23 protein-coding genes are annotated in these 23,960 nt (G+C 42.6%); 8 read left to right on the top strand and 15 right to left on the bottom strand.

From position 1 onward, the window contains the following. Positions 1–27 precede the first annotated feature (27 nt). From RT422_RS02405 to corA, 3 genes are all read left to right on the top strand, one after another. A complete protein-coding gene (locus RT422_RS02405; RefSeq protein WP_284033955.1) occupies positions 28–621 on the top strand; it encodes a glutathione S-transferase N-terminal domain-containing protein in 594 nt (197 codons plus the stop codon). A gap of 44 nt (positions 622–665) precedes the next feature. After that, positions 666–1,049: a DUF2237 family protein gene (locus RT422_RS02400; protein ID WP_050324360.1), complete on the top strand. Its 384-nt coding sequence runs from the start codon at positions 666–668 to the stop codon at positions 1,047–1,049. A gap of 506 nt (positions 1,050–1,555) precedes the next feature. Then, positions 1,556–2,716, top strand: a complete 1,161-nt coding sequence (gene corA / locus RT422_RS02395; protein WP_313421414.1) for a magnesium/cobalt transporter CorA — start codon at positions 1,556–1,558, stop codon at positions 2,714–2,716. Between the two features lie 93 nt (positions 2,717–2,809). On the opposite strand, the gene RT422_RS02390 is transcribed toward corA, so the two are convergent. The 8 genes from RT422_RS02390 to RT422_RS02355 form a co-directional block, all read right to left on the bottom strand. Continuing rightward, on the bottom strand, positions 2,810–3,439 hold the full coding sequence (locus tag RT422_RS02390) for a hypothetical protein (protein WP_313421156.1): 630 nt from the start codon (positions 3,437–3,439) through the stop codon (positions 2,810–2,812). Between the two features lie 198 nt (positions 3,440–3,637). Beyond that, positions 3,638–4,570 carry an electron transfer flavoprotein subunit alpha/FixB family protein gene (locus RT422_RS02385; protein ID WP_050324358.1) on the bottom strand — a complete coding sequence of 311 codons (933 nt, stop codon included), beginning with the start codon at positions 4,568–4,570 and terminating at the stop codon, positions 3,638–3,640. 83 nt (positions 4,571–4,653) lie between these two features. Next, a complete protein-coding gene (locus tag RT422_RS02380) occupies positions 4,654–5,403 on the bottom strand; it encodes an electron transfer flavoprotein subunit beta/FixA family protein (RefSeq protein ID WP_065263577.1) in 750 nt (249 codons plus the stop codon). 468 nt (positions 5,404–5,871) lie between these two features. Next, positions 5,872–6,084 carry a cold-shock protein gene (locus tag RT422_RS02375; protein WP_007116781.1) on the bottom strand — a complete coding sequence of 71 codons (213 nt, stop codon included), beginning with the start codon at positions 6,082–6,084 and terminating at the stop codon, positions 5,872–5,874. 212 nt (positions 6,085–6,296) lie between these two features. Beyond that, the gene (locus tag RT422_RS02370) at positions 6,297–6,836 is read right to left on the bottom strand and encodes a hypothetical protein (RefSeq protein ID WP_313421155.1); all 540 of its coding nucleotides are present in this window, start codon (positions 6,834–6,836) and stop codon (positions 6,297–6,299) included. A 148-nt stretch (positions 6,837–6,984) separates the two neighbouring features. Continuing rightward, positions 6,985–8,001, bottom strand: coding sequence for a ketol-acid reductoisomerase (ilvC, locus tag RT422_RS02365; protein ID WP_065252581.1), 1,017 nt, complete (start codon positions 7,999–8,001; stop codon positions 6,985–6,987). 56 nt (positions 8,002–8,057) lie between these two features. Further along, complete coding sequence (ilvN, locus tag RT422_RS02360) at positions 8,058–8,549, bottom strand: acetolactate synthase small subunit (protein WP_282840989.1); 492 nt, start codon at positions 8,547–8,549, stop codon at positions 8,058–8,060. Next, on the bottom strand, positions 8,549–10,264 hold the full coding sequence (locus RT422_RS02355) for an acetolactate synthase 3 large subunit (protein WP_313421413.1): 1,716 nt from the start codon (positions 10,262–10,264) through the stop codon (positions 8,549–8,551). Before RT422_RS02355 ends, ilvN begins: the two co-directional genes overlap by 1 nt. A gap of 756 nt (positions 10,265–11,020) precedes the next feature. On the opposite strand from RT422_RS02355, the gene RT422_RS02350 reads away from it, so the two are divergent. Next, the gene (locus RT422_RS02350) at positions 11,021–11,497 is read left to right on the top strand and encodes a DUF4124 domain-containing protein (protein ID WP_313421154.1); all 477 of its coding nucleotides are present in this window, start codon (positions 11,021–11,023) and stop codon (positions 11,495–11,497) included. Positions 11,498–11,608: 111 nt separating this feature from the next. Here RT422_RS02350 and RT422_RS02345 read toward each other — a convergent pair whose 3' ends face one another. Then, a complete protein-coding gene (locus RT422_RS02345) occupies positions 11,609–13,300 on the bottom strand; it encodes an NAD(P)H-hydrate dehydratase (protein ID WP_313421153.1) in 1,692 nt (563 codons plus the stop codon). Positions 13,301–13,370: 70 nt separating this feature from the next. Between RT422_RS02345 and queG the strand changes: the two genes are divergently transcribed. Next, positions 13,371–14,498, top strand: a complete 1,128-nt coding sequence (gene queG, locus RT422_RS02340; RefSeq protein ID WP_313421152.1) for a tRNA epoxyqueuosine(34) reductase QueG — start codon at positions 13,371–13,373, stop codon at positions 14,496–14,498. Here the strand turns inward: queG and RT422_RS02335 are convergent. Then, positions 14,495–15,073, bottom strand: a complete 579-nt coding sequence (locus RT422_RS02335; protein ID WP_284033948.1) for a DUF924 family protein — start codon at positions 15,071–15,073, stop codon at positions 14,495–14,497. The genes queG and RT422_RS02335 overlap by 4 nt on opposite strands. Positions 15,074–15,188: 115 nt before the next feature. Here RT422_RS02335 and RT422_RS02330 point away from each other — a divergent pair, with 115 nt between their 5' ends. The 3 genes from RT422_RS02330 to tgt are packed head-to-tail and all read left to right on the top strand — an operon-like array spanning position 15,189 to position 18,044. After that, on the top strand, positions 15,189–15,770 hold the full coding sequence (locus RT422_RS02330; protein WP_313421151.1) for an acyl-CoA thioesterase: 582 nt from the start codon (positions 15,189–15,191) through the stop codon (positions 15,768–15,770). Between the two features lie 7 nt (positions 15,771–15,777). Then, the gene (gene queA, locus RT422_RS02325) at positions 15,778–16,851 is read left to right on the top strand and encodes a tRNA preQ1(34) S-adenosylmethionine ribosyltransferase-isomerase QueA (protein ID WP_313421150.1); all 1,074 of its coding nucleotides are present in this window, start codon (positions 15,778–15,780) and stop codon (positions 16,849–16,851) included. A gap of 56 nt (positions 16,852–16,907) precedes the next feature. After that, positions 16,908–18,044: a tRNA guanosine(34) transglycosylase Tgt gene (tgt, locus tag RT422_RS02320; RefSeq protein ID WP_313421149.1), complete on the top strand. Its 1,137-nt coding sequence runs from the start codon at positions 16,908–16,910 to the stop codon at positions 18,042–18,044. A gap of 134 nt (positions 18,045–18,178) precedes the next feature. Here tgt and lpxA read toward each other — a convergent pair whose 3' ends face one another. The 5 genes from lpxA to bamA form a co-directional block, all read right to left on the bottom strand. Beyond that, positions 18,179–18,955, bottom strand: coding sequence for an acyl-ACP--UDP-N-acetylglucosamine O-acyltransferase (gene lpxA / locus RT422_RS02315; RefSeq protein ID WP_036598919.1), 777 nt, complete (start codon positions 18,953–18,955; stop codon positions 18,179–18,181). Between the two features lie 228 nt (positions 18,956–19,183). Continuing rightward, positions 19,184–19,699: a 3-hydroxyacyl-ACP dehydratase FabZ gene (gene fabZ / locus RT422_RS02310; protein ID WP_099833876.1), complete on the bottom strand. Its 516-nt coding sequence runs from the start codon at positions 19,697–19,699 to the stop codon at positions 19,184–19,186. A 129-nt stretch (positions 19,700–19,828) separates the two neighbouring features. Then, positions 19,829–20,881, bottom strand: coding sequence for a UDP-3-O-(3-hydroxymyristoyl)glucosamine N-acyltransferase (gene lpxD / locus RT422_RS02305; protein WP_313421148.1), 1,053 nt, complete (start codon positions 20,879–20,881; stop codon positions 19,829–19,831). A gap of 109 nt (positions 20,882–20,990) precedes the next feature. After that, on the bottom strand, positions 20,991–21,503 hold the full coding sequence (locus tag RT422_RS02300; protein WP_197931422.1) for an OmpH family outer membrane protein: 513 nt from the start codon (positions 21,501–21,503) through the stop codon (positions 20,991–20,993). Positions 21,504–21,516: 13 nt separating this feature from the next. Beyond that, the gene (bamA, locus tag RT422_RS02295; protein ID WP_313421147.1) at positions 21,517–23,910 is read right to left on the bottom strand and encodes an outer membrane protein assembly factor BamA; all 2,394 of its coding nucleotides are present in this window, start codon (positions 23,908–23,910) and stop codon (positions 21,517–21,519) included. Positions 23,911–23,960 lie beyond the last annotated feature (50 nt).

Raw genomic sequence — 23,960 nt, 5'->3', positions numbered from 1 at the left:
ACCAGTATAGGGAAATCCAATTTACCCATGAAACTCTTTGTCTCAACCACCTCCCCTTTCGCCCGTCTCGTGATGGTCGCCTGTTTACGCCAGCAGATTGATGCCGAGCTTATATTTGTCATGCCTTGGGAAAACCCACAAGAATTATTAGCGGTCAACCCTTTTAGCCAAGTACCTGCCCTGCTCACCGATAATCAATTACTCATCACAGAAAGCAGTGTGATTTTGGCGCACCTTATGCCGCAAATTTTCGCTGATGAAAAATCTGCCGCTTTAATAAGCCTGAGCCTCGGCATTATCAACCAAACTGTTCGTGCCTTTGCTACCGAGCGCTTTCAGCCATCAATTGCTACCCCACATCCATTTATTGAGCGCTCGACCAGTCTATTGTCTAATTTACTGCCTAATGCACCACAGCTCGATGCACAAAGCGATGCGTTAAGCCAAATCTTTTTTGGTATCGCCTTAGGGTATTTAAAATTACGTTTGGCTGAGGTATTTGACAAGGCAGTAAGTGAGGCAAACAAAGCTGCACTCGAGCAATTTTACCAGCGAGATTTCATGCAAAAAACTCAGAGCACTGCTTTAGAAAAACTACCAACATCTATCTTTAAACTTTAGCCAATCTTCCATCTAAACCAATCAAAACATTAAAAGAGCTCATTATGTCCTATCATCCAAAAGCTGAATTAAACCAAACCAATGTACTGGGTACCGCACTAGCGAGTTGCTGTTTTGATCCATTAACAGGTTATTATCGAAATGGTTTTTGTCATACCGGCGCTGGTGACGTCGGCTTACACACGGTTTGCGCCAAAATGACCCGAGAATTCTTGGAATTTTCTGTTGCCAAAGGCAATGATTTGGTGACGCCTTTACCCGAATTTGGTTTTCCAGGGCTGCAGCCCAATGATTTTTGGTGCGTGTGTGCCCTGCGCTGGGTGGAAGCATTGGATGCGGGGGTTGCGCCGCCGCTAAAGCTTGCCGCATGTCATGAGAGTCTCTTAGAGTTAGTAAATATAGAGATACTGCAGCAGTACGCTATTTAAGGCGATAGTGAAAAAATGACCGTTGCTAAGTCCATGGTTAACTAGATTCAACTAGGTTTTAGGGGATTGACATGTATAATTATCTTGAGATTGTCATTTTTCACTGTTATCATTATCCATCTAATTTTAGCGGTACGATTGCATTGTCAATGCATGACTTCTTTTTTTATTCGTTTAAAAATAACTGAGAATTACAAAATAGCAAGAACAAACAGGCGAAGTGGCTTACTTTGATGTTTACTTGCTGTTTTGTGGTTGCTACCTTTTAGTACTTTGATAACGACTGGACACATTTATTCGATCTGATACAACTCTTTCAAATCGTGATAGCGAGGTTTTTGGTTATGACGCCACCCCACCAAAACAAAAATTTATCTGAACGCAGCGACGATTTATTAGAGCACCCCACTCAGACGACCCAGCGCGTAACGCCGCCTTTAGCCTCAACGCTTAATCCGCCACATGATATGTCTGCAGATGCTTTTACCCTCGCCAATGCGGATGTCATGTATGATGAAATCGCTGATGAAGAACTCGATTTGCATGGTGATGATAGTTATATCTATGGCGAAGATTATGACGATGATGGCACTGTCGAAGTCTATGCACCTACCGATGTACCACCCCCTGAGTATAACCCTGAAGCTGAAATCACCGAAGATCGCTTTAAAGGGAAAAATGAGATTGCCAACTGCTTTGCCTACTCTCGTAAATCTGGGGAAAAAATCGGCGAGATTGAGCTTGATGATGTGCGCCGCGAATTATCCAACAACAACGTATTTGTTTGGGTAGGACTACACGACCCAAGTATCGAAACCATTCGAGAAGTTCAAGAGGCATTTGACTTGCACGAACTTGCCATCGAAGATGCTTTTGCTGAACATCAACGCGCCAAAGTTGAAAGCTATGGTAATGATAGCGTGTTCGTGGTGGTACGAACCGCCAAATTGACCGAAAACACCATTCGTTATGGCACTACGGCTATCTTTATGGGCAAGCAATATATTATCACTATTCGTCAAGGTGCCTCTCATAGCTACCAAAGTGTGCGAGATTTTTGTCATCGCCGACCAGAAAAATTGCGCCTTGGACCCATCTTTGTACTGCATGCCATTCTAGACTTTATCGTCGATAACTACTTACCTATCACTGAAAAATTAGGACGTTATTTGCGTGAGCAAGAACGGGAAATTTTCTCTGAAAACTTTAACAAGCATACGCTGCGCAATTTGTATGAATTAAAATCACAGCTCGTACATATGCGTGCTGTCATCTTACCCGTACAAGATATCTGTAATTTTTTTATCAATCATAAAAAGACTGATTTGATTCCAAGTTTCCCTAGCCAAGCCAAACCGTATTTTCGCGACGTCAATGACCATCTACTGCGTGCGCTTGATGCGGTCAATGGACTCAACGAAATGCTCAGTGTTGCTATGGATACTTACATGGCCGTGGTGAATATGGGTCAGAATGAGGTGGTACGAAAACTTGCCGCTTGGGCAGGTATCCTCGCGGTTCCGACTGCCGTCGCAGGGATTTATGGGATGAACTTTGAAAATATGCCTGAACTAAAAATGCATTATGCCTACTATATTTTGTTGGCATTTATTTTGACCATTTGTTTCACGCTTTACTATCGATTTAAAAAGGCAGGTTGGTTATAACTTTTCCCATAGACTTTAACCATAAAAGCTTAACACCATCATCTATTAAGCTTTTTCTATTGCGCTATTCATTTGTCAATGACAAATAATTGTCTATACATCAATTAAATTAAATAACTCATCAATTTCTTCTTTCAAATGGTACATTTCGGTGTCATTCCATTTTTTGGATAAATGGCTGATGGGCAAAATCACACAGTGTAAATCGCGATAAGTAATGGCATTAAAAGTATTTCTCACCAGAATTTTATTGACTTCTCGTTCAAAATATTTAATTACATCAATATTTTGAGTGATAACTAAGACAGGTTTTAGAATACCATATAGCCAATCAAATATATGTGTGTGTTTATGCTGAGGGCTTAATAAAGTTTTTTTAGGGGTGATAACACTATAAAGATAAGTTTCAATCACAGGATGATTTGAGATTTCATCAATCAAATTTTGCTGAAATATATGGTTGCGATTCCACTGTAAATCATCATTGTAGCTAGCGATGTCATAATGCTCAGCAAACGATTCACGATCAAATCCTATGTCATCATGCCAAATATCGGCATCAAACACGTCTAAATTAACTTCGCGAGCCGGATTGTAGCCGACCATCATAATTTTGCAATTAAGGGGTGACCCTGAACAGATAAAGGGACGTACTTTAACATTGTCTAGTTGCTGCTCGCTAAGCCGCTGCTGCATCTCTGTACGGAATTTTTTTAAATCCATTTTCACCATTTATTCCCAAAAAATTTGCTATCAATAAAATCCCATAATTTTTATTATATTACCTAGTCGCTATACAACAATCAATATACTTTTAGCGATAATTAAGTCAGTGCTTAGCCTGTAAATAGCAAATAAAAAAACCTCAAAAAGCATGAGGTTTTTTTATATTTATCGCTTGGTAGATTATGATAGCGGCAATTACAATTTGCTAGTTAATTCTGGCAAGACTGTAAAAATATCACCTTCTAGGAAATAATCAGCCACTTGAGAGATAGGCGCTTCTGGGTCATTGTTGATGGCAACGATAACCTTTGAATCTTTCATACCTGCCAAATGCTGAATAGCACCTGAGATACCTGCGGCGATATATAGGTTTGGCGCGACAATTTTACCCGTTTGACCCACTTGTAGGTCGTTTGGCACATAACCTGCGTCAACTGCCGCACGTGATGCACCCATCGCAGCGCCTAGTTTATCAGCCAGTGGTTCAATATACTTGGTGAAGTTTTCACCGCTGGCTAATGCACGACCACCCGATACAACAATCTCTGCAGCCGTTAATTCTGGACGATCAGATTTTGCTAACTCTTCACCGACAAATTTTGATTTGCCCGCATCTTCGCCTGCGCTTACTTGTTCTATGCTGGCTGCGCCACCTTCTGCTGCCGCTGCATCAAATGCGGTGGTACGAACTGTGATAACTTTTTTGCTTTCAGTATCTTTAACGGTTGCAATGGCGTTACCTGCGTAGATTGGACGCTCAAATGTCTCTGCATCAATCACAGCGGTCACATCAGTTAGCATATTGACGTCTAACAAAGCGGCAACGCGTGGTAAGAAGTTTTTACCTGTTGTTGTTGCTGGTACCACGATATGGCTATAATCACCTGCAAGCGATACCACGAGTTTAGCGACGTTTTCAGCCAGTTGATGCTCAAAAGCAGCATTACTTGCGCAAAGCACCTTTGACACCCCCGCTACTTTAGCGGCTTGTTCTGCCACGGCTTCACAGCCAAGACCTGCAACTAATACAACGATATCGCCACCGATTTTGCTTGCTGCCGTTACGGTGTTGAGTGTTGCTTTTTTCAGCTCTTTATTATCATGTTCTGCATATACTAAAATTGCCATGAGATTTTCCTTAATATTTGATAATCGCTATCGTTAAATGACGAATTAAATTGAAGGTAGTTAAATGATTAGATAACTAATAATTAGATAACTTTAGCTTCGTTTCTTAATTTATCGACTAACTCGTCAACCGATTTAACCTTAACACCCGCTTTACGCTCTGCAGGTGGCGTTACTTTTACGATTTGAATGTTACTAGCGGTAGAAACACCATAATCTTCTGGTTTTTTCTCTTCTAATGGTTTTTTCTTCGCTTTCATGATGTTAGGCAGTTTGGCATAACGTGGTTCATTTAAACGTAAATCAGTGGTGATAACCGCAGGCAATGATAACTGAACGGTTTGTAAGCCACCATCGATTTCACGTGTTACGTTGACACTGCCCCCGTCGACTTTTACTTGGGATGCAAAGGTTGCTTGACCCACATCTAATAATGCCGCTAGCATTTGACCTGTTTGGTTGTTGTCATCATCAATCGCTTGTTTGCCTAGTAAAATGATGTCAGCAGCTTCAGCTTGTGCAATCGCTTTTAAAATTTTTGCCACTTGTAGTGGACGCACAGTGTCGGTAGTTTCAACTAAAATACCACGATCTGCACCCAGTGCCATTGCGCCACGGATTTGTTCTTGTGCTTCTTTTGGACCGATAGATACAACAACAATTTCAGAGACCACGCCCGCTTCTTGTAGGCGTACAGCTTCTTCCACAGCAATCTCATCAAATGGGTTTACAGACATTTTAACATTGGTTAAGTCAACACCAGTGTTGTCCGCTTTTACACGAACTTTTACGTTATAGTCAACTACACGTTTAACAGCAACTAATGCTTTCATACGTTCCTCGTTTGTTATATGAATTAAAAAAGGAGGATAAATCCAAGTATCCCCAGTCATGATAAAATGAACATCCTATTCTTTTTAACTTAAACTAGCTTGGTGAGCTAACTTAGCAAGCTAAAAAGAATAGTTATACTGTGAATACTCACAATACCCATTATCTTCGTTAATAATATATGTTGCGATAACTTACCCAACAAATCAAGAAAATCCTATGAATTTTAAGTCATAAAAAAATGGTTGGAAAACATCAAAAATTCTTGAATTTTTCGAATATATCATAACTAAAATAATTAGGGAAATTTTTTAACTAAATATTCAACATACAATGTCTTGTGTTTGATATGAATATGGAACACAAAACAAACGCGCAAAAAAAACAACCTATCGTCTGGTTGTTTTTCTTTATTGCAAGCTAATTAAGATAAGCAGTTAATAAACAAACAATTAAGCTTGTAGTTATTATTATTGTGCTTCGATTTGTTCGGCTTGTGGGCCTTTTTGACCTTGGCTCAATACGAAGCTCACACGTTGACCTTCTTTAAGTGTTTTAAAACCTGAACCTTGGATTGCACTGTAATGAGCAAAAACGTCTTGACCGCCATTGTCTTGAGCGATGAAGCCGAAACCTTTGCTCTCATTGAACCATTTTACAGTACCAGTAGCTTTATCTGACATAAAAAATCCTACATTAAAAATTAACTATGTTATCTATAACGCTTGCAATTACTTAGGTAAATACAGGGTGTTATAAATTGTCATCGCCAAAAATTTGTTAAGTGTATTTTAGCGAATAATCACAGTATAGCCTAGTTTTAGCGTTTCACCTACTATTATTTGAATTTTTTTACCACAAAGTTACAATTAAAAAGGGATTTAAATTGACTTTATTAAGCTAGATTAAAGGCGATAACACCGTTCATCAACATATTGATAAATATCGCAATGCTGGTCACCGTAATCACCAGTGAAAATGATAGGCTGTAGTCCATATATTTGATGGGCATACTCATATCATCGACATCTTTAATATCGCCTGCCTGATCTTTGAGTAGATAAAATCCGTAAATCCAACCAAATATGCTATACAAAATATAGGCAAATGGCACGACTTTGGCAATGCTACTAAATGCGCCATAATATACGGCGACCACGGATACCATGAGCCACACAGTTTCTAATATGGAGCTCACGCTAAATAACGCTGATTGCGGCAATTTTCCTAAGTTTTTCTTTAAAACTATAGATTCATACGCAATCAGTAGAGCGACAATTAACGTACCGACCAGATAAATTGCTTGCCAGTTTAACGTATAGCTATCCCCCATCAGGTGATTCAAAGGATTTGCCAATGCAGGCAAAGCATTCATGCCGCTAAAAGTGTGTAAAAAAGTTGCAGTCGACAACTGCCAAACAGACGCTATATTCAAAACAAATCTCATAAACTTTATATCGATAACCATTATTTTATACTAAAAAACCCTGTCCATGTAACTTTACACAGCGCAGGGTTATTGTCATTTTATCGTTTTTACCAATTGGGTATGATGTCATTGGTAAAACTAACTGGGTGCAAAACTAGTTTTTCTCTTTGTCGATGATTTTGCTTGAAGTAATCCAAGGCATCATACCGCGAAGTTTGGCACCTGTTTTTTCGATTTCGTGCTCAGCGGTTTGACGACGGCGCGCTGTCATTGATGGGTAATTTGACATACCTTCAGCGATAAACATTTTTGCATATTCGCCTGATTGGATACGTTTTAGGGCATTACGCATCGCTTCACGTGATTGGTCATTAATAACTTCTAGACCTGTCACGTATTCACCGTATTCTGCGTTGTTACTGATTGAGTAGTTCATATCAGCAATACCGCCTTGGTACATCAAGTCTACAATCAATTTTAATTCGTGTAGACATTCAAAGTACGCCATCTCTGGGGCATAACCTGCTTCAACCAAGGTTTCAAAGCCCATTTTGACCAGTTCAACCGCACCACCACAAAGTACCGCTTGCTCACCAAATAGGTCAGTTTCAGTTTCGTCTTTGAACGTTGTTTCGATGATACCTGAACGACCACCGCCGACACCCATCGCGTAAGACAACGCCACTTGTTTGGCTTGACCAGAGGCATCTTGGTAAACGGCGATTAAGTCAGGAATACCGCCGCCTGTGGCAAATTCGTTACGAACGGTATGACCCGGTGCTTTTGGCGCAATCATGATGACGTCTAGGTCTTTACGTGGTACCACTTGGTTGTAATGGATTGAGAAACCATGGGCAAATGCAAGCGTGGCACCTTGTTTGATGTTTGGCTCAATCACGTCATTGTAAAGTTGTTTTTGGAATTCATCAGGGGTCAAAATCATGACTAAGTCAGCTTGCTTGACGGCTTCTTCTACTTCAGCCACTTTTAGGCCGGCATTTTCTGCTTTTTTCCAAGAGGATGAATCTTTACGAAGCCCTACCGTAACATCAACACCGCTGTCTTTTAGGTTCAATGCGTGGGCGTGACCTTGTGATCCGTAACCGATAATCGCAACTTTTTTGCCTTGGATGATTGATAGATCACAATCTTTATCATAAAAAATGTTCATAACTATTTCCTTGTGTAAAAAACAACTACTATTAAAAGATTAAAAGGTTGGTAAATTTAGACGCTGAGGATTTTTTCACCCCGAGCGATACCAATAACACCAGAACGTACGACCTCTAAAATGCGTTCACGTCCCATCAATTCGATAAAGCCGTCCAATTTTTCGGTGTCACCGACAATTTGAATGGTATAGACATTGGGCGTGATATCAACAATACTTGCACGGAAGATATCCGCACAGCGCTTCACTTCTTCGCGGTTGCTACCCGTGGCGCGTACTTTGATCAGCATGAGTTCGCGCTCAATATGTACACTATCGGTCAGCGTGGTTACTTTAACGATTTCAATCAGCTTGTGCAACTGTTTGGTCACTTGCTCAATCTTATTTTGATCGGTATCTGTGGTCAAGGTCAAACGCGATAAAGTCGGGTCATCGGTTGGCGCGACGTTCAATGTCTCGATGTTGTAGCCACGTTGTGAAAACAAGCCAACCACACGAGACAGTGACCCTGATTCATTTTCCATTAAGACAGAAATTAAATGTTTCATTAGGTACGCTCCCCTTTGGCTAACCACATATCACGCATTGACTGACCCGCTAATTGCATTGGATAAACATGCTCGTTTTTATCGACTAGCACATCGATAAATACCAATCGATCTTTAAGTGATAAGGCATAAGCAAGTTGTTCATCAAGTTTGGCTGGGTCGGTGATTTGGATACCGACATGACCGTAAGCTTCTGCAAGTTTGACAAAATCTGGCAATGAATCCATATAAGAGTGCGAATGACGACCTTCATAAATCATGTCTTGCCATTGTTTTACCATACCCAACTGGGCGTTGTTAAGATTTAAAATCTTTACGGGTAAGTTATATTGTAGGCAAGTTGATAGCTCTTGGATATTCATCTGAATTGAGCCTTCACCGGTGATACAGACCACATCGCGCTCTGGGTTAGCAAGTTTGGCTGCCATTGCATAAGGCAACCCTACGCCCATGGTGCCTAACCCGCCTGAGTTTAACCATTGACGGGGCTCATCGTATTTATAGTATAGGGCGGCAAACATTTGGTGCTGACCCACATCAGATGTGATGATAGCTTTACCATGGGTTAACTCGTATAAGCGCTCAACAACGTGCTGTGGTTTCATGCCATTGCTATCGTCTTTGTCATAGCGTAGTCCATGACGTTTACGCCATTCATTGATTTGCGCCCACCAATCATTTAACGCGGCTTGGTCAAGCTGTGCGTTATTTTCTGTTAATACGGCGAGCATATCACTTAGCACATTTTTTACATCACCGACGATCGGGATGTGTGCGTTGATGGTTTTTGAGATTGATGCAGGGTCGATATCAATATGGATAATTTTAGCGTTTGGACAGAATTTTTGCGTATTGTTGGTCACACGGTCATCAAAACGCGCGCCCACAGCCAAAATCACATCTGAATTATGCATGGTCATATTGGCTTCATACGTCCCATGCATCCCAAGCATACCTAAAAACTGTTTATCCGATCCTGGATAAGCGCCCAAACCCATCAAAGTATTGGTCACCGGTAAATTAAGTAAACGGGCTAATGCGGTTAATTCTGCACTTGCGTTTGACGCAATCACGCCACCCCCTGAATATAGAACAGGGCGTTTGGCAGCAATTAAGGTTTCGATGGCTTTACGAATTTGTCCTGAATGACCGCGAACCGATGGTTGGTAAGAACGCATACTGACCGACTCAGGAAAATGGTAAGGGAATTTTTCGTTAGGCGCGGTTTTGTCTTTGGGTACATCAATCACCACAGGACCTGGGCGACCAGAGCTTGCGATATAAAACGCTTTACGCACGATTTCTGGGATTTCGCTGGCATGACGTACTTGAAAACTGTGTTTGACGACCGGACGTGACACACCAATCATATCAGTTTCTTGGAACGCATCATCACCGATGAGGCTTGAAGGCACCTGACCTGAGATGACAACCATCGGAATGGAATCCATAAACGCGGTAGCGATGGCGGTAACCGTATTGGTGGCGCCTGGACCCGATGTCGCCAATACCACCCCAGTTTTACCTGTCACACGGGAATAAGCATCTGCCATATGACCCGCTGCTTGTTCGTGACGCACGAGGATGTGCTCAATGCTATCTTGTTTGAACAAAGCATCATAAATATGCAACACGGCGCCGCCTGGATAGCCAAAAATGTATTCAACACCTTCGTCAATTAGCGCTTGCACCAGCATTTCTGCACCAGACATCATGACAGGTTCACCTGCTGAGGCTTTGGCGGTTTTTTTGTCAAAATTGGGTGCAGCGTGAGCCGTTTGGTTTTCTCCCGTCATATTGGGAGCTTGGGTAGTTTGAGTCACTGTCATCACCTTTTATGGTCGTCTTCAAAAATGATACTGGGAAGTTGTTTTAGATAAAAATTGCTAAATGATTAGCAAGAATCTTCAACACTGCCATGAGGTAACAGTGAACAAATCAGACGAGGGCAAAAAGCATGATAACCAAAAAAGAAAGCATCACGAAAATTACGTAATGTATAAATTGATGGCTACTTTTTGTCTTTGTTGACCGATAAGTCAGGGTTGTTAGATTCTTTTGTTTAGATTCATAAACAACAACAACGGTAAAAAATGCTCTCATCCAATTGGAGAGCCTAATCAGCGGATAGCGCCAATCAGCTTAGATTTTACCAATTAGTAACCAACGATAATTGTTACTAACGACCAGTAGAAGACTTATGATGTGAGTTTTTTTAACACTTGTCAATAAAAAAAAGCTACTAAAATTTATAACTTTTAGTTATAGGTAAATGAATCGTTTGAGGCTTGATTTTAAGGATTGGTTTTAAAGCTTGATAAACTTTAAAATTTCGGACTGATTGAGCCAGTCGTTTTTAGAAAATTACCTTTAGGAAATTAAACGATTATCTTGTCGAAATTTACTGCTAAAAGCTATCAAGCTGTGATAGGCTATCGCATAACTTTCTAGTTTCTTGCATAGGAAAAACAATGTTAAAGCCACTGTTTTTGTTATCACTCATGATATCACCATTCGTTATGGCGAGTTCAAATGCAGCAACTTATTACAAGTGGACTGACAAAAATGGTGTGCCGCATTATAGCCAATATGCGCCGACCAATGGTGTTAATTTGCGACAAGTGCAAGTGGTTAATACCCGTGAACTTGGACCTAGTAGTCGTTCACCTGCAACCGCTGGCAATAGCACAGGTGCTGCATCAGGTGTATCACCAACGCTGACAGCCGATCAAAAACGCGCTGCTGAACTTGAAGCACAAAATCAGCAACTCAAAAAACAGCAAGATGCGGAGCGCTGCAAATCCTTACAAAATACCCTGGCCAACTTAAACCAAGGCGGGCGCGTCTATGAAATGGACAATAAAGGTGAACGTAAATATTTAGATGGTCGTGAAATTGAGCTACGCCGTCAGCAAGTCGCGCAAACAGTGAGCCAATACTGTAAATAACTTTGCATGCTATATGACTTTAGCATTCAGTTAAAATTAAAGGTGCGTAAAGGTTAAAGGTGAGTGAATTCTCACCTTTTTTCTATTGAACCTTCTTAACCTGCCGTGATTTTAATCTTGCGTGATTTGATGGATGATGTCACCGATTGCCGATGCCATGTGATGGGCCTGCAACGCATATTCACCCATTTTTTCTGCTAACGTATCACCTGCTTTGGCATGTATGAGCACGGCGGTTAGCATGGGTGCGGCAATTGCTTGCCCCAATAAGCCCGCCATCAGACCTGCCAAGCAGTCGCCCATGCCAGCGGTTGCCATACCGGCATTGCCCAAGCCGCAAATATCAATGCTGTCTCGTTCAAAACTGTCACGCTCAAGACTGGCACGTTCAAGCACAATCGTTTGTGCCCCTTTGATAAGCCAATTGCCCCCATAGTGGTGAGCTAATGCCCGAATCGCGCTGATTTTGTCTCGATCGATGTCGGCATAGGGTTGATTGAGCAAACGTCCTGCTTCCGCTGAATGCGGCGTTAGGTAAAACCGTTGGTTTGACTGTCCCAATCGTAGTTGAATTGGAGCATTTAAACCGTCACTCGTGCCTGCCCAATCTGCCAAATGGTATAAACCATCGGCGTCAATGACACATAGCTTCTCTGATTGTTTGATAGCTGCAAGATACTGGTTAAATAAATCAAGCATTGCTTTATCTCTACCCAGACCCATGCCGATGGCAACCACATCCACCGCGTTAATCAGCTCAATGACGCTAGCGATATTGTGTAAATCCGCGGTCATGGCATTGGGCAAAGCGGTGACAATGGCTGAATGAAAATCACCATGACAAGCAACGGTGACTTTGCCTGCACCACTGCTCAATGCTGCACTGGCGGCCAATATCGCCGCCCCTGCCATGCCATGCCCATGCTGTAGCCGATTACCACCGATGATGAGTACATGACCATACGTACCTTTATGGCTCACCTGCTGACGTTGTGGCAAGTTAGGTAGTAGGGAATGCAACAAGATGCCTGATTGCTCAACAGGGAGCAAAGGCACATCGATAACGCTGCCAACATAATCTTTACTATCCCCGATATGCAGTCCGACTTTTCGCCCAATTAAACAAAGTGTCTTGTCTGCTTTAATCGCCGTATCATCATACACTTCGCCCGTAGCGGCATTAAGTCCGCTGGGTACATCGATGCTGATGACTTGACAAGCGTGAACTTGCTTGCGGTATTGATTAATCCAATTGATGATTGTCTGATAATCACCACTAGGCTTGCCATCGAGCCCAATACCCAATAACCCATCAATCACCACATCATAATGATAGCTTAAACCAAGCTCATAGAATGGCTGTAAAAATGCCGTCAAGGTCAGATATTTTGCTGCATTTGCACAGTTTGACAGGTACATCTGCTTTGCTGTTTGGCTGTCGAGGGTGCTAGGCGCTGCGACTTGTACTACGGTAACTGACCAATCTGGGCAAAGCTGGTTCACATAATGCGCCACCAACCAAGCATCGCCGCCATTATTACCCGCGCCTGCCACTACCAATACCGATTTTTGAGAGTGACTGCTTTTTTGAAGGTAACTGCTTTTTTGAAGGTTACTGCCTTTTTGATTGTTACTTTCATGCTTGATGATGTGTGCAAGTTGCCATGCAGCTTGTTGCATCAAGGCAAAACTGTCATTTTTGCTAAACCAGTTTTTTTTAAGGTCATAAATTTTTTTGGGGCTATATAAGGCAATGGCGTTTTGCATCACAGTAGTTTTATCCGTCCGTGCATTACTTTGCATAAGATGTTCCAATGATGTGGTAGGTGTTTATTTTGCTATAATAGCATTTTAATTTTACCTGGTTGTTGGCATGTTGGACACTACAAACGAACTCAATGCACTCAAGGGCTGGATAAAGGCGCAAGCCAAGGCGTTGGGGTTTGCTGATTGTGGCTTTGTGCATCCCGCCAATCCCATCTTTGTAAAACAGCTTGATGCCTTGCAAACTTGGCTTGCCCAAGGTAAACATGGGGATATGCTGTTTTTTGAAGACAATCATGATAAACGTGCTAACCCTGCCCTGTTAGTTGACAGGACGCAAAGTATCATTAGTGTGCGTTTAGATTATTTGGTCACGCCGCCGCCCAAACGCAGTGTACCAGACAACGAGCGCCCTAACTCAGCGATTATTGCCCGCTATGCTCGAGGACGTGATTATCATAAAACCATGCGAGGGTTATTAAAAACCCTAGCCAGACTGATTCAAGACAAACTAACCACCGATTATCCGCAATATGCCAACGACTTTGTATTTCGCCCCTTTAGCGACTCCGCGCCTATATTTGAGCGCGCGTTGGCTGAGCAAGCAGGTTTGGGCTGGACAGGCAAACACACTTTGCTGATTCACCCACAAGCGGGGTCATTTTTTGTGTTGGGGGAATTATTCACCAGCTTGCCTTTGGCAGAGGATAAAAAGCAAATCGAAACCATATCATCGCATTGTGGCAGTTGCCGTGCTTGTATTCATGTGTGCCCTACCCATGCCATCCGCAAAACACCCACCGGGCATTATGATGTCGATGCACGGCTGTGTATTTCGTATTTAACCATTGAATTAGATGGAAAAATCCCTGTAGAACTTCGCCCCAAAATCGGCAATCGCATTTTTGGCTGTGATGATTGTCAGTTGATTTGTCCTTGGAATAAATTTGCCAGATTAGCGACGATTGAGGATTTTAATCCGCGTCACCGTTTAGATGAGGTGTCATTGCTTGAGTTATGGGCGTGGGATACACAGGATTTTTTGACAAAAACCGAAGGCTCGCCGATTCGCCGCACGGGCTACGACAATTTTATGCGCAATGTGGCGGTAGCCTTGGGTAATGCACCATTTAGCCAAGCAATTATTGACAAATTGCAAGAAAAACGCCCAATGTTAGGCGAAAACACACAAGAACATATTGATTGGGCGATCCAGCAACAACTTAATAAAAGTTAAAATGATGAGTTGGGTTGTTGTAAAAAGGCAATTTCCTCCTCACTGGATTGTCTACCCAAAATTGCATTGCGGTGCGGATAACGCCCAAATTTCTCAATAATGGCTTGATGCTTATATTCAAACGCTAATGTATCGTCACTGGCGTATTTTTTAAACAATGGCAACGCCTGCTGATGAATGTTTGCCGATTCTGCATGCATAAAAGGCATTAAAGCAAAATTGCGTTCGTCTTGATTCAACTTGTCAAAATCTGGCTGTTTGACAATTTCTTGCGCCAATACTAACGCCATGTGATCTTGGGCAAAAGCTTGTGAAGAATCTCGAAAAATATTGCGCGAAAACTGGTCCAATACAATGATTTCTGCCAGTCGCCCTTTTGTACTGGTTCGCCAATCCCCTAACTCGCCTCGTTTGCCTTGCTCAAGTGTGGCTAAAAATTTAGCCGTTACAGTTTTATCAAAATCCTCATCTTTGGCAAACCAAAATGGCTTAGTATTTTCCTGCAACCAAAAATCTAATACCTTTTTAGCGTCCGCTGATAATGGTTGCGCTGCTACCTGTGATTGATTGGTCATTTGCTTTCCTTTTATAGGTTAATTATAGTGACTTGTCGGGTAATGATAGTGACAAATTTTGCTAAACAAGCGCGATTTACCTATAATGTGGCACAAATTTAGATTGAGAACAACCATGTATCCTTTTTTACGACTGGGCACCCATGCCATCAAAAGCGCGATTAAACAAAAGCAAGGTCATTCGCTTCAATTAACCGATACCAGCGAAATCACCTTGACCGCTAATATCAACGACATTGACCATTTTTTTGAAATGAACAACGGGCGTATTTTTACGCTGTTTGATTTGGGGCGAAACGATCTTGCCATTCGCTCTGGGCTTGCCAAAAAATTATTCAAGCACCGCTGGGGGCTGGTGGTCGCTGGTAGTACCATCCAATATCGTAAGCGTGTTCGTTTATTTGATAAAGTCACCATCAAAACCCGACTGATAGCCGTTGATGAGCACTGGTTTTATATTGAACAAAGCATGTGGGTCAAAGGTCAGCCGACTTGCGCTGCGCTGCTGCGCACCGGTATCACTAACATCGTGACAGGCAAGGTTTTGCCGACTGAGCAAGTGCTCAGCGCGCTGGATTATAAAGATATCAATATGCCACCTGATGACTGGGTCAAAGCTTGGTCGGACGCCGATAAAATCCGTCCATTTCCTAAAGCCAATGTCCACCTTACCAAAGATTCTGCTATCACCGAGTAACCCATAAATGCCTTTAACTTTAGATGATTTTGATTATCAACTGCCCGATGAACTTATTGCCCGCTATCCGTTAGCGGTGCGCTCTGCCTCTCGACTGCTGTATTTGCCTGCCCATGGTCAACCCAAAGACCAACAATTTGTGGATTTGCCAGAGTTGTTAAATAGTGGTGACTTGGTGGTGTTTAATGACACCAAGGTCATGAAAGCAAGGCTGTTTGGGCAAAAAGCCAGTGGCGGCGCGGTCGAAGTATTGGTTGAGCGTATTTTGCCCGATGATGATACTGGCAACCAAAAGCACACCGCTTTGTGTCATGTACGCGCCAGCCGCAGCCCAAAAGAGGGGCAAACGCTGAGCCTTGCCGATGGTAACATTCATGCCACGGTAATGGGGCGTGAAGACAATTTATTTTTGCTAGCGTTTGACCAACCGATATTGCCTGTGCTTGAGCACTATGGTGAACTGCCGATTCCGCCCTATTTTGAGCGCCATGCCGATGACAATGACGAAACCCGTTATCAAACGGTATTTCATGACCCAACCAAACTTGCCAGCGTAGCCGCACCGACCGCAAGCCTGCATTTTGATGACAATGTATTGGCTGCCTTCAAGTCCAAGGGCATCAATACCGCCTTTGTCACCTTGCATGTCGGTGCAGGCACATTTGCCCCTGTCAAGACAGAGGATATTTTGCGCCATAAAATGCACTCAGAATATGCTGAGTTGCCCCAAGCGACTGCCGATTTGATTAACCAAACCAAAGCCCGTGGCGGGCAAGTGATTGCAGTCGGTACCACGGTGACACGGGTATTAGAAACGGCGTTTCAAAAAACCGCCAATTTTGAAAACCCGATGCTATCGGCTTGGTCAGGTGACACCGATATTTTTATTTATCCGTCATTTAGGTTTGGGGTGATTGATAAGCTCATCACCAATTTTCATTTGCCGAAATCCACGCTGTTGATGCTGGTGTCAGCGTTTGCAGGCAGTGAGCCTATCAAACAGGCTTATCAGCACGCCATCGAGCAACGATATCGTTTCTTTAGTTACGGTGATGCGATGTTGTTGGAAAAAATGGTATAATTTCAACCTTTTATGATTTTAACCTTTTAAAAAACCTGTTACAGAAACTTTAGATTATGCAATTTACCTTACACAAAACTGCCACGGGCGAGAGCCGTGCTCGCCGTGGGACGGTTCATCTCGCTCATGGCGATGTGCAAACCCCTGCCTTTATGCCTGTCGGTACTTATGGCACCGTCAAAGGCATGCTGCCGCGCGATATCCACGAAATCGGTGCCGAAATCATCTTGGGCAATACCTTTCATCTTTGGCTACGACCGACTACCGATGTCATTGACAAATTTGGCGGGTTACATGACTTTATCGGTTGGAACAAGCCGATTTTAACCGATTCGGGCGGTTTCCAAGTCTTTAGCCTTGGCGCAATGCGTAAAATCAAAGAGGAAGGTGTGCATTTTCGCTCGCCGATTGATGGCGCAAAAGTATTTTTATCCCCTGAAATATCGATGCAAATTCAATACTCACTGAACTCAGACATCGTTATGCAGTTTGATGAATGCACGCCCTATCCTGCAACGCCTAGCGAAGCGGATACATCGCTTGAACTATCGCTGCGTTGGGGTGAGCGCTGTAAAAATGAGCATGAAAAACTTGGTAACAAGAATGCTTTGTTTGGTATTATCCAAGGCAGTATGTATCGCAACCTTCGCGAAAAGTCCCTAGAAGGGTTGCTCGCTATTGGGTTTGATGGCTATGCCATTGGTGGGCTGTCAGTCGGTGAGCCAAAAGAAGAAATGATGGCGGTGCTTGATTACTTACCCGATGATATGCCAGCCGATAAGCCCAGATACTTGATGGGTGTGGGTAAGCCTGAAGATATCGTGGAAGCGGTACGCCGCGGCGTTGATATGTTTGATTGCGTGATGCCAACACGTAATGCACGAAATGGTCATTATTTCACCACTTTTGGCGCCGTTAAAATTAAAAATGCGGTGCACCGTTTTGACCAAAGTCCGCTTGATAGCGAATGTGATTGTTATACTTGTCAGAATTTCAGCCGCGCCTATTTGCATCATTTGTTCAAGTGCAATGAAATGCTATCGGCACAGTTGGGTACTATACACAATTTGCGTTACTATCAGCGCTTGATGGCAGATATCCGTCAGTCCATTCAAGATGATAAGTTTGATGCGTTTGTCGATACTTTTTATCAGCAGCAAAACTTACCAAAATCTGATTTGCATTTGACCTGAAAACCACCTAAAAAAAAGAGCCGATTTTGCTCTTTTTTACTTTTCATTTTTACTTTTCATATGCTGCTGTTGATACGCAAAATAGCAACGCTATCCTTTCTTACTATCTTTTCTTACTATCTTGTCTTACCACGTTATCTGACTAAGCCACGTTCACTATGAATCAGGGAATCTAATAGCAATTGTACCAAAGGCTCTTGGGGTAATAGCTGCTCGCTCACCGCGACAATGGCTTCTTCCTTGGTCAGTCCTGAACGGAAAATCACCCGATAAGCTTGGCGCAGATAATCAATAGTCTGCTTGGACCAACCTTTGCGGCGCATACCTTCAATATTAAGACCATGGCTTTTGGCAGGGTTGCCCGATACCATATTAAAAGCCGCAACATCTTTTAAAATCAAGCTTGCGCCACCAATCAAACTATAATCATCAATACTACAAAATTGGTGAATACCTGAATTACCACCGACAATCACATGGTTACCGATGCGGACATGACCTGCAATCCCCACATTATTAGCCACAATGTTGTCGTTGCCAATCACGCAATCATGCGCAATATGGGTATTGACCATAAACAGATTACGGCTACCAACGCGTGTAATGCCTTTATCTTGTACCGTGCCGCGATGAATGCTACAGGCTTCACGAATGCGATTGTCATCGCCGATTTCTAGCCACGTCTCCTCACCTTGGTATTTGAGATCTTGGCAGTCTTCGCCGATGCTAGCGAATTGAAAAATCTGGTTACGCTCACCGATACGGGTAAACTTGCTAATGACGACATGGGGGTGAAGCACGGTCTGTGCCCCAATTGTGACATGTTCACCAATAATACAATACGGCCCTATCTTGACCGACGGGTGTATCGTTGCAGTGGCATCAATAATCGCCGTTGGGTGAATCGTCATGAAAAATCCTTATACCAGCCCACTATTCAAGAAGAATTAAACATACAGGTTTAGCTGAAACCAGGGGCAAAGCTAACCATAAACAGCAGGTTAAAATAAAAACGACATTATAGCATTTTTACTAAAGTATGCCATTTTTATCAAGGATTTTGCTTAACTTAAACAGATTTTATCGCTAGAGCTTACTCAAACGCGCCTTATTCAAGCCATGTAAAAATGAGGTTAAAGTCATGACTGGTGATATTGGGTACGCTGCTCTGCAATGGTGATTTCTGCACTGGCTGCCAACTCATCGCCCACGCACGCTGTGCAACTAAATTTATAGATACTGTGACGCTCCATGGTCTTTTCGGCACGTAAAATAAGCTGATCACCGGGGATGACTTGACGTTTAAACCGCACTTTATCGACCCCAGCGAACAGATAAATATAACCATCTCTTGGTTTGACATTTTTGCTGATAAAACCCAGTACACCCGCCACCTGCGCCATGGCTTCAATCATTAACACACCTGGCATGATAGGCTCTTCAGGAAAGTGACCATTAAAGAAAGGCTCGTTAATGGTGATGTTTTTAAGACCGGTAATCCACTCATTGGGTTTTACCGCAGTGACTCTGTCTAATAGCATAAAAGGATAACGGTGAGGCAGATAATCACGTAACACAACGGCATTGATAGGTAATGTCACCCCAATCTGTGCAAGGCCCTCGATGTCTTCATCAATCAACTTATCAAAATCCATGGATATATCCTTTATATTTTTAAATCATCTTTATCAAAAAAATAGATTTGTGAAAAACAACCATTGTAACGGTTTTAAGATTGAGTTTACAGTTGTTTTCTCAAATTATTTGATGGATAAAGGTAACGATTAACTTTTTGGTTTGCCAAGCTGCTTAAAATTAATATAGGCTCTTTTCCATAAGCTATTGGGCATCACTGGCATCCCTGAAGAATATACACCCGGTTGGTGAATCGATTTGGTGACCATCGTCATGCCAGTAATGGTGACATCATCACAAATTTTGATATGACCTGCAAAACCTGATGCGCCACCAATCATGCAGCGTTTACCAATTTCTGTGCTGCCAGCAATCCCCACGCATGCTGCAATCGCCGTGCCAGCACCAATTTTCACATTGTGGGCAATTTGCACCAAATTATCGATAATGACATGATTATCGATAACCGTATCATTAATTGCGCCGCGATCGATACAGGTATGGCTGCCTACGCTGACATAATCGCCCAGTATCACTCGCCCTAATTGGTGAATTTTTTGCCAACCTGCTTCATCTGTACTGCCTTTAGGCGCAAAGCCAAAGCCGTCATTGCCAATGCTGGCATGACTGTGCAAGCTGACATGTTTACCCAATACACAATCATGCCCGATGTACACGTGCGGCGCGATTAAGCTACCTTCGCCAATCACGACATTGGGCTGAATATTGACTTGGGCATCAATTTTAACGCCATCACCAATGACGCAGTTATCACCGATTTGGCTATACGCCCCAATACGTACATTGTCGCCCAATTGCAGATTGTTACCCAAAATGGCAGTCGGGTGAATCAAACTGTCCGATAAATTAGGGTTGACTGTCTGATGATACGCTTGCGTCGGTTCAAACAATGCCGTCAGTTTGGCATACGCGGCATAAGGTGATTTGACCACGATGGCAACGCTATGGCTTGGGCATTTTTCCTGCAAGGATGCGGGGACTAGCACGGCGCCCGCGCCCGTGGTTTGCAATTTTGATTCAAATAGAGAATTGGCAATAAACGTAATATCGGTGTCGGTGGCATCCTCAAGGGCAGCGATTTTGGAAATTTGTTTCTGCAAATTTTGGTCGGTTTGTACATCCCCTTGGTCAATGACGTCACTAGCTAAAAAATCCAAAATTTGTGCGAGGGTGAACGCCATGTGATTACTCCAATCGTTTGCTTAAAATTTGCCTTAATTTTACACACAAAATAAAAAACGCAATAGTCGAATATTGCGTTTTTGCTAAAACCTCTAAGCTTAAAAAATATTATTTTACTTGATCGTTAATCGCTTTGGTAAAATCTGCTGTTACATCCCATTCAGGTTTGACATAACTAACCGTTCTATCACGATTATCAATGAGCACATCAATATTTTTTTGACGCACAATATTTTCTTTAATGGCTTGGATTTTGGGGACAATTCGCTGCATCACTTCTGCCTCATTGGCATCAATGATGGACTGGATTTGACTGGCAACCTGTTCATAGTTTTGTAGGTTGGTTTGAATTTGCTTACGCAAATCATCCTTTTGTGCTTGGGTCATCTGAGCATTTTGCGTGGCATATTGTTTTTGCAAACGCTCAATGGTGGCTTTGTAGCTGTCAAGCTGCTGCTGCTTTGGTTTGACCGCCGCTTGCACCACGCCAATTTTGGTTTTGGCGATGTTAGTATTGTTAATGGCAACTTGGGAATTCCAAACCGCAACGGTATTGGCAAACACTGGCATTGCCAATACACTTAAAATACTTGCTGTGGCTAACTGAGTGATTATTTTCATATACATAGACCTTTTAGAATGTACGTCCAATTTCGAACTGTACATTGTCGATTTTATCTTTATCTTTATCATTAAGCGGAACAGCATAGCTTAATGAGATTGGACCAATTGGGGTAATCCAAGTGAAGCCTGCCCCCGCGCTAAAACGCATGTTATTGTCTTTTTCATTTAGTAGCGATACGGGATTGCCATTCACTGTGACTTTTTGGTCATATTTATTGGTGGTGTCAAACACTTGTGCCCCTTCAACAAATAACACCGGACGGATTTGGTCTGCCCAATCGCCTTTAAACGGCATCGGCAAGATTAATTCAGTACCCACTTGCGCGAGTGCATTACCGCCAATCTCTTCTGGGTAATTATCGAACCCACTATCATTCTTCACTGGGTAATAACGATTACTGGTAGGGCCTAAAGTGGCATTCTGATAACCACGCACTGAGCCATAACCCCCTGCGAAGAAATTTTTCCAGAAAGGTAAATCGTTACCATATCCTAACTTGGTATAACCGCGTAGTACGGTATTTTTTAGGAATGGGCGATAGTAGTTTCCTTGGTAGACCAGTTTTTGGTAAGTGGCATCGCCAAAGGCCAGTTCCAAATTGACGTTATGTGACATACCGTTGGTTGGAAAACGCCAACGGTCAAGCGTGTTCATATTCCAGCCTAAATTTAGGCTCGCGGTATTAAATGGGTCTGATTCGAATGATTCATTGCCATCAGAGTCTGAACCTACTTGCAGAGCACCTTCGTCTTTTAAGTATTGATAGTTTGATACCGCTAACAAAGCACCTGCTTTGATTGTGGTACTATCAAGTGTGAGACCGGCACTTAAACTCTTATTTTCATCAATCGGATAGCTAAAACCTAACGTGCCGCCATACGAATCGGTGACATAGTTTGAAATGTTTTTTCTGTCATATTTGGTTTTGCGGGCATAAATACTGGCACTTTGCGATATCCCATCTGGGGTAAAGTACGGGTTGGTATAGCCCAAATTATAACTATCTAACGTCTGAGAACGCGATAACGAAATATTGACCTGATTACCTGTACCCAAAAAGTTGGATTGACTTAAACCTGCTTGGAAAGTGATACCACCACTTTGTGAATAACCAGCCGCAATGGTACTGGTACCTGATGGTTGCTCCTCTACTGCGACATTGATATCCACCTGATCGGGGGTGTTAGGGACAGGTTTGACATCCATGTTGACAGTTTTGAAGAAGCCTGTACGCATCAAACGCGTGCGCGACAAATCGATTTTTTCATTGGAAGCCAATGCGCCTTCCATTTGGCGCATTTCTCGGCGCAATACTTCATCTACGGTTTTATTGTTACCGGTAAAATTGATACGGCGAACATACACAGGACGCACAGGATCAATAAAGAAATCGACATCTACGGTGCGAGTATCTTCATTGATACGCGGCACTGGGCGGATTTGGGCAAAATAATAGCCATCGTTACCATACAATGTGCCAAGATTTTGTAAGGTTGTCGTCATTTGACGTTGTGAATAACGCTCACCTGGCTTAAATGCCACTTGCTTACGAAGCTTGTCGGTATCGTAGTTGGGCGTACCCATAAAGTTGACATTGCCAAATTTATATTGCTCACCTTCAGTAAGATTGAGCTCAATAAACACTTTGTCTTTTTCTGGACTTAAATTAATGGTGGCATCATTGATGGTGAATTTGACGAAGCCCGCGTTTTGGTACATGGCAGTGACATTTTCTAAACTTGCTGCAAGCTTTTCTTTGGCATAGCGATCAGATTTACTAATCACATTGACCCATGAGCTTTCTTTGATGCTCATCGCTTGTCTGATTTCTTTGTCGCTAAAATGTTTGTTACCAATTACCTTGATATCGACAACACGCGCAGGTTTACCTTCAACAAAATTAAATTTAAGCGCAACGCGGTTATTGTCTAGGGGCGTTTGGGTCACCTTAACTTCGCTATTATAATAACCTTGCTGGTTGTATTGCTGTTTTAGCTCATTTTGCACTTGCTCAACCGTCGCCTGTTTTAATACATTGCCTTCTACGATGCCAATACGTTTTAGGCCTTCGGTTAATGCTTCTTTTGGAATCAGTTTATTACCCTCATAAGTGACACTTGCGATAATTGGGCGCTCTACCACGTCAAACACCAATTTATTGCCTGATTGGGACGCTTTAACGTCTGAGAAATTGCCAGTTTCATAGAGGGCTTTGATACTAGCTGCGATATTGGCATCGTTTGCTACTTCACCGGTATTGACAGCAAGCACTGGATAGAGGTTATCAGCGGATACCCGTGTCAATCCATTAAATTGAATATCGCTCACGGTAAAATTTGCCGCTTGTGCATACGAGGTAACGAGTGCTAACGGTGCAACCAAAAATAACGCTGAATTTCGCATATAACTTGTTTCCGAATTGACGACTGCCCAAAGATAATGCATGAAACCTG

The organism is Moraxella sp. CTOTU49803 (genome assembly GCF_032097965.1).
Lineage (GTDB): Bacteria > Pseudomonadota > Gammaproteobacteria > Pseudomonadales > Moraxellaceae > Faucicola > Faucicola tetraodonis.
Note: the sequence above shows the minus strand (reverse complement) of the source record. Positions and strands in the feature narration are given on the sequence as shown.